Below are 13,899 nucleotides of genomic sequence, written 5' to 3'. Positions count from 1 at the left end.
CATGCTGAGCCATCCGTGGATCGTCTATACGGCCGCCTTCCTGAGCACGCGGATCGACAGGGCGCGCAACGCCCCCACCCGAGGGGCCTCGGCCGTCGAGTGGGTCATCATCACGGCCATCATCGCCGGGGTCGCGCTGGGCCTCGCCACGCTCATCAAGACCCTGGTCGAGGGGAAACAGGCGGAGATCTCCAACCAGTTCGGCGGTGGTGGCGGCGGAGGTGACCAGGGTGGCGGCGGAGAGCCGTGACCGGCAGCGGGGCGCCGCCGTCATCGAGCTGGCGATGATCATGCCGGTGGTGCTGGCCGTCATCCTGCTCGTCGTGCAGTTCGCCCTGTGGTTCCACGGGCGCCAGGTGGCCGACGCGGCCGCCCGCGAAGGGGCCCGGCTCGCCCGGGTCGACACCGACTCCTGGGAGAACGACGCCGAGGAGCGGGCCGGCGAGGTGCTCAGGGCCGTCGGCCCCAAGCTCCTCGACGGCGCCACCGTCACCGCCTGGGAGGAGGGCGACCAGCGGGGCGTCGAGATCACCGCCACCGCGGTCCAGGTCGTCCCGCTGCTGCCGGCCACGACGTTCACCATCACCTCGCGCTTCGGCGGCCCGGTCGAGTGCTTCCGCCCCGACGACGGGAGCGAGGGATGCCCGTGACACTCCCGGCTCTCTCCCGGCGCGGCGGCGGCCCGGCGCGGTACGGCCGCGGGCAGGCCCGGCGTGGTGGCGGATCGGCGCGGTACGGCCGCGGGCCGGTGCGGTGCGGCGGTGGACCGGCGCGGTACGGCCGCGGGCAGGCCCGGCGCGGCCGCGAACGCGGGTCGCTGACGGCCGAGACGGTGCTGCTGGCCCCGGTCTTCCTGCTGTTCCTGCTCTTCCTGGTCGGCGCGGGGAGGGTGGTGGAGGCCCAGGGCGAGGTCAACGGCGCGGCCAGGGACGCGGCCAGGGCGGCCTCGGTCGAGCGCACGCTGTCGGAGGCCGAGGAGGCCGCGGGCAGGACCGCCGAGGAGTCGCTGTCGGGCGAGTGCGAGCCCGAGGTGAGCCTGGCCGGCACGGACTGGCAGGAGGGCGGCCAGGTCCGGGCCGAGGTGACCTGCACGCTGGATCTCGGCTTCCTCGGCTTCGGCGCCGCCAAGCAGATGAAGGGCGACTCGGTGGTCCCGCTGGAGCAGTTCCGGAGGGTCGAGTGAGCCGCGCGGGTGACCGGGGGTCGATGTCGGTCTTCACGGTGATCTTCTCCGTGGCGGTCTTCCTGCTGGCCGGGCTCCTGGTCGACGGCGGGGCCGCCATCAACGCCCGGTTGCGGGCCGCCGACATCGCCGAGCAGGCGGCCCGGGCGGCCGCCGACCAGATCGACGTCGAGCACCTGCGCGCCACCGGCCAGGCCCGGCTGCTGGAGGGGGGCGCGGTCTGCGCCGAGGCCGAGGAGATCGTCTCCGCGCACCGCACCGACGACGTCCAGCTCGCCGGGTGCACGGTCGGCGGCGGCCAGGCCGAGGTCACCGTGCGGGTCTCGGTGCCGTGGGAGGCGTTCTTCCTCGCCGCCTTCGGCTTCTCCGGTTCCGAGGCGGAGGGCGAGGCCACCGCCGGGCCCGACACGGGGGAGGACGTCTGATGGCCCGGCACGGCCGCGGCGGTCCCGGCGGGCGGGAAGGGCCGCCCCGGACGCCCTAGACCAATTGCGGCGAATCACTGGCCGAGCGGGTGACGGACGACGAATCTGAACGGGGAGGGAGACTCATGCCCACGCGACAGCCCATGCGCATCAGGCCCAGGCGCACCGCGGGTGACCTGTTCGCCGGACTCGGCGCGCTGGCCGCGCTGGTCGCGCTGCTCGGCGGGGTCCCCTACGCCCTGCTCCGGCTGGCCGGGCCGCCGCTCCCGCCCGAGCTGCTCGACCTCGACCTGCTGACCAGCCAGGTCGGCACCGGCACGATCGTCGCGATCCTCGTGCTGCTGGTCTGGCTGGCCTGGCTGCAGCTGGCCGTCTGCGTGATCGTCGAGGTCTACGCCGGGCTGCGGCGGGTCGGCATGCCGGCCAGGGTCCCGCTCTCCGGGAGCACCCAGGCGCTGGCCAACCGGCTGGTCTCGGCGGTGCTGGTGCTGTTCACCGTGTCGGCGGTGGTCGTGCCGATCGCGAAGGCCGGCGGCCCGCCGCCCGCCCGCCCCGCCGTCGCCGCGGCGGCCGCGCTGTCGGCGCTGCCGGCGCCGGTCGCCGAGGAGCGGGCGCCGCTGGTGCCGGTGGGGAAGGCCAAGAAGGTCTACGTGGTCCAGCCGCCGCACGGCCGGCACCACGAGAGCCTGTGGGAGATCGCCGAGAAGTGCCTCGGCGACGGGCGGCGCTATCCGGAGATCTACCGGCTCAATCAGCACAAGGAGCAGCCCGACGGCAGCCGCCTCCACATGGCCGACCTGATCAGGCCCGGCTGGGTGCTGGACATGCCGGACGACGCCCGGAACATCCACATCGTCCCGGCCGACCAGCCCCGCGACGACACCCTCAAGGAGCACCCGGGCAAGCCGGTGGAGCTCGACGGCCGCGCCCGGACCCTCACCCCCGACCGGGCGGATCTCCCGGCGGAGGCGCGGCCGGACGTCTCCCGCCCTTCGGACACCTCCGTCGTCCCCGGCGGCGGGGAGAACGCCGAGACGGGCCGGGTCCCCGCGGATCCCTCCCGGCGCTCCCCCCAGGAGCCCGCCACCGAGCGCGGCGCCGGGCGGGAGTCCCGCACGGCGGCCGATCCCGGTGGCGCCGGGCAGCAGGCCCCGGAGCGCGGCACCGGGCACGACCCGTCCGTGGCCGCCGACCCCGGCGGTCAGGACTCCGGGCTGGAGCTGCTCGACTACCTGGCGGGGGCCTCCCTGGCGGCGGCCGGGCTGCTGGCGGCGCTCGGCCGCAGGCGCCGGCGGCAGCTGTGGTACCGGGCGTTCGGGCACCGGATCGTCCGGCCGAGGGACGACGCGGCCCAGGCCGAGCTGGCGCTGCGGCTGGGCGCCGACGCTCCGGGCAGCCGGATGCTGGACATCGGGCTGCGGCTGCTCGGCAGGTCTCTGGCGGCCCAGGACCGCGTCCCGCCCACGATCTACGCCGCGCACCTGTCCTCGCGGACCCTCGACCTGTGGATCCACCCGCCCGACCGCGACGCCCCGGCCCCCTGGGCCGCCCACGACGGTGGGCAGGTGTGGCGGCTGCCGGCCCACGAGGGACGGATGCTCGACGAGCAGGCGCTCGCCGGCGCGCCGGCGCCGTATCCGGGCCTGGTCTCGCTGGGCTCCAACGGCGAGGGCCGGGTGCTCGTCGACCTGGAGGCGGCCCACGGGCTGATCAGCCTCAGCGGCGCCCAGAGCACCGCCGCGCTCGCCGCGCTCGCCGTGGAGCTGGCCACCAACCGCTGGTCGGACCGGATGCGCGTCACGCTCGTCGGTTTCGGGGAGGAGCTCGCCGTGATCGCCCCCGACCGGATCCGCTGCGCGGGCAGTCTCGCCGAGATCCTGCCCGAGCTGGAGGCCACGGCCGAGGAGCGGGGCCACGGCGGCGAGGTGCTCACCGGCCGGGTCCACGGCCGCGCCGCCGACCCGATCTGGCCGCCGCACTACGTGCTGTCCGCGGTCGCCCCGAGCGCCGAGGAGGGCCGCCGCCTGGCGGTGCTCGCCCGCAAGGGCGTCCGCACGGCCGCCGGATACGTCGTGGCGGGCGAGGTCCCGCACGCCACCTGGAACTGGGAGATCACCGACGACGGCCGGGCCACGGTGGACGCGCTCGGCTTCGAGGTGACCGCGCAGCTGCTGCCCCGCCGCCACTACCGGGCGCTGGTCGACCTGTTCCACACGGCCGGGCGGCTCGACGGGGAGCTCCTGCCCGACGGGCCGGAGCCGGTCCCGCAGACGCCCTCGATCGAGGTGCGGATCCTCGGCGCGGCCGAGATCACCGGTCCGCCGCCGATGGAGGAGGGGCGGGCGGTGCTCGCCGTCGAGCTCGTCGTCTACCTGGCGACCCACCCGGGCGGCGTCCACCCGGTGGTGCTCGGCGGGATCCTCTGGCCGCGGGGCGTGCAGCCGGTGGTCAGGGACGCCACGATCGCCAGGGTCGTCGCGTGGCTGGGCACCGACAGCGCCGGGCGGCCCAACCTCTACGCCGACGAGTCGGGGCGGCTCCGGCTCGGCCCCGAGGTGCGGACCGACTGGATGCTCTTCCGCGAGTCCGTCCGCCGCTCGCACGCCGATCCCGCCCTGCGCGCCGTACTGCTGGAGAAGGCCCTGAACCTGGTGCGCGGCCCGCTGCTGAACGGCCGCCCGCGCGGCCGCTACGCCTGGCTGGCCGCCGACGACCTGGAGTACGACGTGACCGCCGCCGTCGCGGACGCCGCTCACCGGCTCTGCGAGATACGGCTGGCCGACGGCGAGGCGGCCCAGGCCGTCGCGGCGGCGCGGGCCGGGCTGCTGCTGGCCGCCGACGACGAAGGACTCTGGAGAGACCTGCTGCGGGCCACCCATCTCACCGGTGACCCCGGCAGGCTGCGGGCCGTGGCCGAGGCCCTGCACCGGCGGGCGTCCCACCACGGCGCGGGCGGGATGGCGCCGGAGACGGAGGCGCTCATCGACGAGCTGCTGCCCTCGTGGCGGATACGTTCGGCGCCGTCGGCATGAGCGGGCCGGTGGCTGTGCGTGCAATGGGTATGCGCGTCATGGCTGTGCGTGCGCTGCGTGTGCGTGCGGTGGCTGTGCGGCCGGTGGCTGTGCGTGCGGTGGTGGCGCTGGCTCTGCTCGTGCCGGTGGTGGGCTGTTCCTCGCCCGCCCCCCGGCCGTTCACCCCCGTCGACCTCCCGGCGAGCGCCCCGAGCACCTCGGTGCGGGCCGCGCCCACCCCCCGGGTGGAGACGGTCGAGGTCGCGCCCGGCGTCCAGGTGGTGGTGGAGTGGCCCGCCGTGGCCGACCCCGACACCACCGGGATGATCAACGTCTTCCGCGATTACTTCGCCGGGTCGTTCAAGGCCGTCGTCACCGGGGGCCGCGACACCGCCTACCTGGAGACGGTCCAGGACGGCGCCAGCCGGGACGCCTACTCGTGGGTCCAGGAGTTCCTGGACCAGCGCAGGTCGGTGCGCGGGACCGCCCGCCTGTACGCGCTGAACGTCAGCTCGGTCACCGGCCCCGGGGCGCAGCTCGACGTGTGCGTGGACGAGTCGGGGATGCGGCTCGTGGACTCCGGGACCGGCGAGGCGGTCGGCGAGCAGCCCGACTGGACCAGGGAGCCCTACTTCCAGCTCGCCGGGGTGCGGAAGGGCGACGACGGGGCCTGGCGGATCAAGCTGCTCCGGCACGCGGAACTTCCCAGCGAACGCGCGAAGGGATGTCTTCGATGATCATGAATGTGGCCCTCGCGGGACTGCTGCTGCTCGCCCCGGTGGGCGCCGATCCCGGGGGCGGCGGCGGCGAGGGCTTCCAGGACGGCCGCACCGCCGGGGTCCGCCTACAGAACTCCAAGATCATCATCACCGGGACCGGGCTCAGCGGCAAGAGCGACGGCTACCGGATCAAGCGCCCTTGCTGGTACGAACCCGACAAGGGTGCCGACAAGACGCTGAAGGACCAGGAGGCGCTGCGGAATCTGTGGTTCCGCTACACCCCGGGCGCCACGGAGGAGAAGTTCCAGGAGTTCCTCAAGCAGTTCAAGGACAAGGCCGGCAAGGAGGGCCGCTGGTGGAAGCCCGCCTACAACGGGGCCGATCCCGACGGGGTGTCCTGCTGGAACGGGCTCGACCCCTTCGTGTGGGTGCCGCCCGGCACGACCCCGCCCAGCGGGATCACCATCGCCGAGCTCGTCGAGATCGCCCGCGCCGCGCTGACCGTGCCCGAGCCGAAGATCCAGCTCAATCCGGACGCCAGGAGCTACGTCAACCTGCCGACCTGGGTATGGCTGGGCGGCATCGGCGCGCCCACCCGGTCGGTGACGGCCACGATCCCGGGGTTCATGAGCGCGACCGTGACCGCCACCCTGCGGGACGTCAAGATAGACGCGGGCACGACCGCCGACCGCGCCGAGGTCAAGGAGGACTGCGGGCCGGGCGGCAAGCCGTACGTCAAGGGCGGCAAGTTCACCTGCGGCGTCCGATACCTGCGCGCCTCCGCCGACCAGCCGCGTGAGGTCTACACGCTGACCGTCACCTCGGTCTGGCCCGTCCAGGTGCAGGACAACGTGGTGCCCTTCGCCTACGACCCGATCGAGGCGGGCGCCACCCGCGACGTCGAGGTGGGCGAGGTGCAGAGCACCGTCACCGGGACCAGGTGACGCCAGGAGGGGGCCGGCCCGGCGCGCGGGCCGGCCGCCTACAGGACGCTGGTCTGGGCGAGCGCGTTCTCGTGGGTGAGCAGCCACCGCTTGACCGGCGTGCCGTAGTAGTAGCCGCCGAAGCCGCCGGTGGAGGGCAGGATGCGGTGGCAGGGGACGAACGGCGCGATCAGGTTCTGCGCGCACGCCGCCCCGGCGGCCCTGGCCGCCGTCCTCGGCATCCCCGCCCGCTCGGCGAGCTCGGCGTAGCTGATCGTGACCCCGGGCGGGACCTGGCGCAGGGCCGTCAGGAGCCGCTGCCGCTTGGGCGTCCCCGGCTGCGTCAGCTCGACGTCGTCGAGGGCCGTCAGGTCGCCGTCCAGGTAGTCACGTACGGCCTGCGCCGGACGGCCCAGGTCCGCCACCTGGCGCAGGCCGGACTCCTGCAGCCGGGGCGAGAGCCGGGCGAACATCTCGGACGGGTCGGCGGTGAAGCCCGCCGCGACGATGACCCCCTCGTGCGAGAGCAGCGCCAGCGGGCCGGTCGGGGTGGGGAGGATCTGTGCCTCGATCATCACGAACTCCATAGGTGTAGCGCGGCGTAGGCCCGCCAGGGGCGCCACCGCTCGATGTGCTCTTCCGGGATGCCCAGGTCCGCCATGGCCCGCCGCAGCCCGAGGTCTCCCACGGGCCACGCGTCCGGGTCCCCCAGCGCCCGCAGCGCGATGTAGCTGGCCGTCCACGGTCCGATGCCCGGCACCTCCAGCAGCCGGGCCACGGCCTCCCCGGGCTCCTGGGCCCCGTCCAGGTCGATCTCCCCGGCCGCCACCCTCGCGGCGAGCGCCTTCAGCGTGGCCACCCGCCGTCCGGTCATCCCGAGCCCGTCGAGGTCGGCCCCCATGAGCTCGTCGGGGGTGGGGAACAGGTGGGTGAGCTCCTCGGCGCCGGTGGGGCGGCCGGCCCGGCCGACGATGCGGCCGAGGATGGTGCGGGCGCCGGCGACGGAGATCTGCTGGCCGACCACGGCGCGGACGGCCACCTCGAAGCCGTCCCAGGCGCCCGGGACCCGCAGGCCGGGACGGGCGGCGACCAGGCCGGCCAGGGAGGTCTGGCCGAGGGCGTCGGCGATGGCCTCGGGGTCGGCGTCGAGGTCGAGGAGGCGGCGGCAGCGGGCGACGATGCGGGCCAGGTGGCGGGTGTCGTCGAGGCGCACCTCCAGCCGGACGTGGCCGGGCGCCGGGGTGAGGGTGACCGTGCCGCCCGGGACGGCCCGGCGGTAGCCCGTCTCGTCGACGTGCTCCAGCCCGGGGATCGCCCGTGCGCCGAGGAAGCGCATCAGCGACTCCGCCTCGTACGGCTCGCGCCGGTGCAGCCGGAGCGTCAGCGTGTTGTCGGTGACCGCCCGGCCCGCCGTGATCCGCAGCTCGCCGGGGGTGAAGCCGTAGGTCTCCTTCATGGTCGCGTTGAACTGCCGCACGCTCCCGAACCCCGAGGCGAACGCCACGTCGGTGATCGACAGCCCGGTCTCGGTCAGCAACTGCTTGGCCAGCAGCAGCCGCTTGGTCCTGGCGACGGCCAGCGGCCCGACGCCGATCTCGGTGGTGAACAGCCGGTGCAGGTGCCGCTCGGTGATGTGCAGCCGCCTGGCCAGCTCCCCGACCCCGCCGTCGTCGGCCACGCCCTCGTCGATGAGCCGGAGCGCCCGGCCGATCAGGTCGCCCCGGTGGTCCCAGCCGGGGTCGCCGGGGCTGAGCTCGGGCCGGCAGCGCTTGCAGGGCCGGAACCCGGCCGCCTCGGCGGAGGCCGCGTGGCGGTAGAAGCGCACGTTGCGGGAGGCGGGGGTGCGGGCGGGGCAGATCGGCCGGCAGTAGATGTGCGTGGAGGTGACCGCCGTGTAGAACCGCCCGTCGAACCGGGCGTCCCTCGCGGTCACCGCGCGGTAACAGGAATCGAAGTCAAGCTCTCTCACGGACACACTGACGACGTTAGCCGCAGCGCATTCCGGGCGACTGGCGGGAATCGGACGCGACCGTCAGGCGCCCGGTCACTTGGAGGAGACGCCGACTCCGATCTCGAATTCCCGGTAGACGCGGGCCCAGAAACCGTCGCGGAGCCAGACCCTGGCCTCGGGGTAGGGGCGCAGGGAGTGGCCGAGCTCCTTCTCCGCCTCGATGAGGAGCTCGGTGTCGATGACCGTGGGGAGGATCGGGCCGGGGAGCAGGTCGCGGATGTTGTCGCGGCCGCGGGTGAGGATCCACTTCTGGGCCACGTGCTCGCCGACCTCCTCGACCCGGGGGCGGCTGGGGCCGAGCTTGGCGATCTGGCCGACGGGTGCCTTGGGCTTGACCGCGGCGGGGGTGCGGGCGGCGAAGACCTGGGCGGGGGAGGGGGCCACCGGGGCGGCGGGGACGGGGACGGGGACCGGGGTGCGGCTGAAGAAGGAGCGGAGGAAGTCGGCGGTGATGATCTCGACGGTGTCGGACTCCCAGACGAGGCGCTCGGCCTGGTTGGTGCCGTAGGGCGGCTCGACGCCCCACAGGTGGATCCGGACGCCGTAGGCCTGGGCGGCCTCGACGGCGGGGACCATGTCCTCGTCCCCGGCCAGCAGGATCGTGTCGCTCACCGCGTGATGCCTGGCCAGCGCCTCCAGGTCGCTCCTGATCTGCGCGTCCACACCCTTCTGCTGGCCCCGCGCGTTGAGGTTGCCCAGGCGCACCTTGACCCAGGGGAGCTGGGCGATGACGCGCTGGTCCACGGTCGGCACCCGGTCGCGCGCGGCGTCGTACCAGTAGATCCTCAGCAGCTCGCCGTGAATGCGGGTCTCGGCGTGTTTCTGCAGCGCCTGGATGAGCTCGTCAGCCGCGACGCGGTATTCTTTGCGCTCCTTGGCGCCGAGAAGCACTTCCCCCGCCGCCGCGTACAGATACCCCACGTCCACCAAGACTGCGTACTTCGCGGCGACGGGATGGGAGCTGAGGTCCAGGATGGTCATGTCGTCCTCCAGGCCTCGGAACTAGCTGATCGGCTGACTATATGCGCCCATTTCTTAGATAGTCCCAACTCTCGCGCAACTTGACACCCCGTTCTTGGGATCTATCTCGGCAGTCCGCTTGATCTCCATGCGCCTTGTCCGATCGGAAGAGGTTTTCGCATGCGATGTGTGGGATTACGCCAGGTTCCGGTCTTCCGTACGGCTTTCGGCGCCGGATCCGCCTGTGACGCGAGCGCGATCACCAGTGCGGCGATCTCCTCTTGCGTCGCGTCCCCACGGACGATCCTCAGGTGCGTCATAGCGGGATGTTCCCATGCTTCTTCGGGGGCAGGCTCGTGCGCTTGTTGCGCAGGGCGCGCAGTGCCCTGACGATCTGGACTCGGGTCTCGGACGGGCGGATCACGGCGTCCACATACCCACGTTCGGCCGCGAGATACGGGTTGGCGAGGGTGTCTTCGTACTCGGTGACGAGCCGGGCCCGCTGGGCGTCGGGATCGTCGGCCGCGGCCAGCTCCCGCCGGTAGAGGATGTTGACCGCGCCCTGCGCGCCCATCACCGCGATCTGCGCGGTCGGCCAGGCCAGATTGACGTCGGCGCCCAGGTGCTTGGAGCCCATGACGTCGTAGGCCCCGCCGTACGCCTTGCGGGTGATCACCGTGACCAGCGGCACGGTCGCCTCGGCGTAGGCGTAGAGCAGCTTGGCGCCGCGGCGGATGATTCCGTTCCATTCCTGGTCGGTGCCCGGAAGGAAGCCGGGAACGTCCACGAATGTCAGCACCGGAATGTTAAAGGCGTCGCACGTCCGGACGAATCTCGCGGCTTTCTCCGAAGCGGCGATGTCCAGCGTCCCGGCGAAACTCAGCGGCTGGTTGGCCACGACCCCCACGGAACGCCCTTCGACCCGACCGAAACCCACGACGATGTTGGGCGCGAATTGCGCGTGCACCTCAAGGAATTCGGCGTCGTCGAGGACGTGCCCGATGACCGTGTGCATGTCGTAGGGCTGGTTCGCCGAATCCGGGATCAGCGTGTCGAGCTCGCGGTCCTCGTCGGTGGTGGAAAGGACCGGATCCACGTCGAAGGCCGGAGCCTCGTCCAGGTTGTTGGAGGGCAGGTAGGACAGCAGCGCCCTGGCGAACTCCAGGCAGTCGGCCTCGTCGGCGGCCTCGTAGTGGGCCACGCCCGACCTGGAGTTGTGCGTGTGCGCGCCGCCGAGCTCCTCGAACGTCACCTCCTCGCCGGTGACCGTCTTGATGACGTCGGGGCCCGTGATGAACATGTGCGACTTCTCCGACACCATCAGCACGAAGTCGGTGAGCGCGGGCGAGTAGACGGCGCCGCCCGCGCACGGGCCCATGATCAGTGAGATCTGCGGGATCACCCCGGAGGCGTGCACGTTCCGCTTGAAGATCTCGGCGTACAGGCCCAGGGAGACGACGCCCTCCTGGATGCGCGCCCCGCCGGAGTCGTTGATGCCGATCACCGGGCAGCCGGTCTTCAGCGCGTGGTCCATCACCTTGACGATCTTCTCGCCGAAGACCTCGCCCAGCGATCCGCCGAACACCGTGAAGTCCTGGGCGAACACCGCCACCGGACGGCCGTCGACCGTGCCGTAGCCGGTCACCACGCCGTCGCCGTACGGGCGCTCGCGCTCCAGGCCGAAACTCGTGGACCGGTGTCTGGCCAGCTCGTCGAACTCCACGAAACTGTCGTCGTCCAGCAGCTCCAGCACCCGCTCCCGGGCGGTCATCTTGCCCTTGGCGTGCTGCTTGTCCACCGCGCGCGCGGAGCCGGCGTGAGCCGCCTCGTCCAGGCGCCGTTCCAGGTCGGCGAGTTTGCCGGCCGTGGTGTGAATGTCGATCCCGGCGGCCACCGGCTCAGCGCTCATCGGGTTCTTCCACTCCTATCCGCTCCACACGGTCTCCGGGTGATCCCGCTCCGGGTGATCCCGGCGGGTGCGGCACGCCGTCTCCGGCACCGCACTCCGTCCGGCGCGCCGGTCGCGCCCCGGCACCCGCCCATCCTCAGCAGGGTAACCGTTTCCTGACACGGCGAACTATCGGGGGCGGCCGTTCGTTGCCCGGCCGGAGACCTGATCCTCAAAATCGGAAATTCTGCCAAAGTGGGTGTCATGACCGACATAGCCGACGCGGTACGCACGCAGCAGCTCTTCAAGAGATTCGGGCAGCAGGTGGCCGTGGGCGGTGTCGACCTCATCGTGCCGCGTGGCAGTTTCGCCGGTCTGGTCGGTCCCAACGGCGCCGGCAAGACCACCACGCTCAGCATGGTCACCGGCCTGCTCCGCCCGGACGGCGGCGCCGTCCATATCGACGGCCTCGACGTCTGGCGCGACCCGGTCCCCGTCAAAGGCCGCATCGGCGTGCTCCCCGAGGGCCTGCGCCTGTTCGAGCGGCTGTCGGGCCGGGAGCTGCTCTCCTACAACGGCCAGCTCCGGGGCATCCCCAAGGCCGAGGTGGAGCAGCGGGCCGAGGAGCTGCTGCGGGTCATGGACCTGGCGGAGTCGGCCGACAAGCTCGTCGTCGACTACTCGACCGGCATGCGCAAGAAGATCGGTCTGGCCGCCGCGCTGCTGCACAACCCCAGGGTGCTCTTCCTGGACGAGCCGTTCGAGGGCGTCGACCCGGTCAGCGCCAACACGCTGGTCGAGGTGCTCCGACGCTACACCGCCTCCGGCTCGACCGTCGTCTTCTCCAGCCACGTGATGGAGCTCGTCGAGCGTCTGTGCGACTGGGTCTCGGTGATGAACCGTGGCCAGATCGTCGCCCAGGGCCCGCTGGACCAGGTCCGCGCGGGGCGCAGCCTCAACGAGGCGTTCCTCGGACTGGTCGGCGTCCGCGGCGACGACGGCGGTGGCGGAGGGGAGGGCCTGTCATGGCTGGGCGCGACCTCGGCATGAGCGCGGCGGGCGGTGACGGCCGGATGGACGGCCCCGGCATGAGCGCGGCGGGCGGCGGTCCGCACGCCGGCGGCCCCCGCACGGGCGCGGCGGGCCCGGAACGCGGCGCGGACGCCCCCGTCCGGGTGGGGCCCGCGGTCTTCGTCCGGCTCAAGCTCCGGCTGGTCGCCGGGAACCTGCGCGGCAGCACCGAGCGGCTGCTCGGATTCGTCTTCACCGTGATCGCCGCGCTCACCGTGGCGACTCTCGGGTTCCTCGGGATGAGCATGCTCCGCTTCGCGCCCGCCGACATCGCGGCGGACGTCGTGACCGTGCTGTTCACCGTCTTCCTGACGGGCTGGGTGATCGTCCCGCTGCTGGCGTTCGGCCTGGACGACACGCTCGACCCGTCCCGGCTGTCGCTGTTCCCGCTGCGGACCGGCCAGCTCGCCGCCGGCATGTTCGCCGCCTCGGTCACCGGGGTCTGGCCGATCGCCACGCTGGTCGTCACGGCCGGGGCGGTCGCGGGCCTGGCCACCGGGGCCGGCGGGGTGCTCCTGGGCGCCGTCGCGGTGCTGCTGCAGTTCGCGCTCTGCATCGTCACCTCGCGGCTGGTCACCACCTCCCTGTCCGGCATCCTGCGCACCCGCCGGGGCCGGGACGTGCTCGCCGTCTCGGTGATCTTCTTCATCCTGGCCGCGCAGCTCCCCAACCTGCTGCTCAACGGCGGCCTGGCGGGCGACCCGGCCGGGATGCTGCGTGAGGTCGCCTCGGTGCTCCGCTGGACCCCGCCCGGCATGGCGGCGCACGCCATCACCGACGGCGGCGCCGTGGCGGCCGGCGAGCTGGCCTTCCTCGCGGTCCTGGTCGTCGTGATCGGCCGGCTCTGGATCGCGGCGCTCCGCCGGGCGCTGGTGACGACCGACGCCTCCACCGAGGCCGCCTCGGTCCGCAACTCCAGGGGCCTGCTGGCGCGCGTCCTGCCCGACGGGCCGCTCGCCGCGGTCGCCACCAAGGAGCTCAAGTACGCCCGCCGTGACCCCCGGGGCCGGGTCGGCTGGTTCGCCGCCATCGCAGTCACCGGCATCATGTCCTTCTCCCTGACCCGCGGTGACGGGTCCGGGCCGACCGGCATGGCCATGGCGATCGCCCCCGCCTGCCTCGGCGCGGTGATGATCGGCCTGCAGACGTCCAACTCCTTCGGCATCGACGGCCGCTCGCTGTGGATGAACTCCATGATCTACGGCACCGGCCGGGACTGGCGGGCCGACCTCGCCGGGCGGCACCTGGCCGTCGTGACGATCGCGGCCCCGACGCTGGCCGTGCTGGCCGTGGTCGCCGCCGTCCTCGCCGGAGACCTCCGGTGGGCCCTCCCGGCCGCGCTCACCGCGTGGGGCGTCCTCGGCGTCGGGCTCGGGGTGGGGGCCATGACGAGTGTGCTCCTGCCGTACACGGTGCCCGAGCGGCTCAACGCCTTCACCGGCGCCGCGCCAGGACAGGGCGGCGTCGCCTTCGCCGCCTCCTTCGGCGCGATGATCGGCAGCAGCCTGCTGGCGCTGCCGGTCGCGCTGCCGGTCCTGCTCGGCCTCACCTGGGTCAGCGCCCTGGCCCTGCCGTACGGCCTGCTGATCTCCTGGGGCGGCCGCCGGATCGCCGGTGACCTCGGGTTCCGGCGATATCCCGAGATCCTGGCGGCGACCTCGCAGCCGAACTGAATGGTCTAGTCCAATAGGTGAGACCAGTCTCCGCC

General features: G+C 73.1%; 14 protein-coding genes. 9 read left to right on the top strand and 5 right to left on the bottom strand.

Going from position 1 to position 13,899, the window contains the following annotated elements; genetic code table 11:
- The first annotated feature begins 1 nt into the window (after position 1).
- The 7 genes from J2S55_RS10475 to J2S55_RS10445 all read left to right on the top strand — a co-directional run bounded on the left by J2S55_RS10475 (position 2) and on the right by J2S55_RS10445 (position 6,282).
- Positions 2 to 250, top strand: coding sequence for a Flp family type IVb pilin (locus J2S55_RS10475; protein WP_306859245.1), 249 nt, complete (start codon positions 2 to 4; stop codon positions 248 to 250).
- Complete coding sequence (locus J2S55_RS10470; protein ID WP_306859243.1) at positions 231 to 650, top strand: TadE/TadG family type IV pilus assembly protein; 420 nt, start codon at positions 231 to 233, stop codon at positions 648 to 650. Before J2S55_RS10475 ends, J2S55_RS10470 begins: the two co-directional genes overlap by 20 nt.
- Entirely contained in the window at positions 641 to 1,183 is a 543-nt protein-coding gene (locus J2S55_RS10465) for a TadE/TadG family type IV pilus assembly protein (protein ID WP_306859241.1), read from the top strand. The genes J2S55_RS10470 and J2S55_RS10465 overlap by 10 nt, the downstream gene beginning before the upstream one ends.
- On the top strand, positions 1,180 to 1,608 hold the full coding sequence (locus J2S55_RS10460) for a pilus assembly protein TadG-related protein (RefSeq protein WP_306859239.1): 429 nt from the start codon (positions 1,180 to 1,182) through the stop codon (positions 1,606 to 1,608). The genes J2S55_RS10465 and J2S55_RS10460 overlap by 4 nt, the downstream gene beginning before the upstream one ends.
- A gap of 125 nt (positions 1,609 to 1,733) precedes the next feature.
- Entirely contained in the window at positions 1,734 to 4,640 is a 2,907-nt protein-coding gene (locus J2S55_RS10455; protein ID WP_306859237.1) for a BTAD domain-containing putative transcriptional regulator, read from the top strand.
- A gap of 83 nt (positions 4,641 to 4,723) precedes the next feature.
- Positions 4,724 to 5,356 carry a hypothetical protein gene (locus J2S55_RS10450; protein ID WP_306859235.1) on the top strand — a complete coding sequence of 211 codons (633 nt, stop codon included), beginning with the start codon at positions 4,724 to 4,726 and terminating at the stop codon, positions 5,354 to 5,356.
- Positions 5,353 to 6,282 (top strand): hypothetical protein, encoded by a 930-nt coding sequence (locus tag J2S55_RS10445; protein ID WP_306859233.1) that lies wholly within the window; start codon positions 5,353 to 5,355, stop codon positions 6,280 to 6,282. The genes J2S55_RS10450 and J2S55_RS10445 overlap by 4 nt, the downstream gene beginning before the upstream one ends.
- A gap of 38 nt (positions 6,283 to 6,320) precedes the next feature.
- Here J2S55_RS10445 and J2S55_RS10440 read toward each other — a convergent pair whose 3' ends face one another.
- The 5 genes from J2S55_RS10440 to J2S55_RS10420 form a co-directional block, all read right to left on the bottom strand.
- Positions 6,321 to 6,836, bottom strand: a complete 516-nt coding sequence (locus J2S55_RS10440; protein ID WP_306859231.1) for a methylated-DNA--[protein]-cysteine S-methyltransferase — start codon at positions 6,834 to 6,836, stop codon at positions 6,321 to 6,323.
- Positions 6,836 to 8,236 carry a DNA-3-methyladenine glycosylase 2 gene (locus tag J2S55_RS10435; protein ID WP_306859229.1) on the bottom strand — a complete coding sequence of 467 codons (1,401 nt, stop codon included), beginning with the start codon at positions 8,234 to 8,236 and terminating at the stop codon, positions 6,836 to 6,838. The genes J2S55_RS10440 and J2S55_RS10435 overlap by 1 nt, the downstream gene beginning before the upstream one ends.
- A gap of 69 nt (positions 8,237 to 8,305) precedes the next feature.
- Positions 8,306 to 9,253, bottom strand: a complete 948-nt coding sequence (locus J2S55_RS10430; protein WP_306859226.1) for an NYN domain-containing protein — start codon at positions 9,251 to 9,253, stop codon at positions 8,306 to 8,308.
- A 101-nt stretch (positions 9,254 to 9,354) separates the two neighbouring features.
- Complete coding sequence (locus J2S55_RS10425; RefSeq protein WP_306859224.1) at positions 9,355 to 9,552, bottom strand: acyl-CoA carboxylase subunit epsilon; 198 nt, start codon at positions 9,550 to 9,552, stop codon at positions 9,355 to 9,357.
- Positions 9,549 to 11,141 carry an acyl-CoA carboxylase subunit beta gene (locus tag J2S55_RS10420; RefSeq protein WP_306859222.1) on the bottom strand — a complete coding sequence of 531 codons (1,593 nt, stop codon included), beginning with the start codon at positions 11,139 to 11,141 and terminating at the stop codon, positions 9,549 to 9,551. The genes J2S55_RS10425 and J2S55_RS10420 overlap by 4 nt, the downstream gene beginning before the upstream one ends.
- A 243-nt stretch (positions 11,142 to 11,384) precedes the next feature.
- On the opposite strand from J2S55_RS10420, the gene J2S55_RS10415 reads away from it, so the two are divergent.
- Positions 11,385 to 12,170 carry an ABC transporter ATP-binding protein gene (locus J2S55_RS10415; protein ID WP_306859220.1) on the top strand — a complete coding sequence of 262 codons (786 nt, stop codon included), beginning with the start codon at positions 11,385 to 11,387 and terminating at the stop codon, positions 12,168 to 12,170.
- Complete coding sequence (locus J2S55_RS10410) at positions 12,146 to 13,864, top strand: hypothetical protein (protein WP_306859219.1); 1,719 nt, start codon at positions 12,146 to 12,148, stop codon at positions 13,862 to 13,864. Before J2S55_RS10415 ends, J2S55_RS10410 begins: the two co-directional genes overlap by 25 nt.
- The last annotated feature ends 35 nt before the right edge of the window (positions 13,865 to 13,899 follow it).

It is taken from the genome of Streptosporangium brasiliense, from assembly GCF_030811595.1.
GTDB classification, from domain to species: domain Bacteria; phylum Actinomycetota; class Actinomycetes; order Streptosporangiales; family Streptosporangiaceae; genus Streptosporangium; species Streptosporangium brasiliense.
Note: the sequence above shows the minus strand (reverse complement) of the source record. Positions and strands in the feature narration are given on the sequence as shown.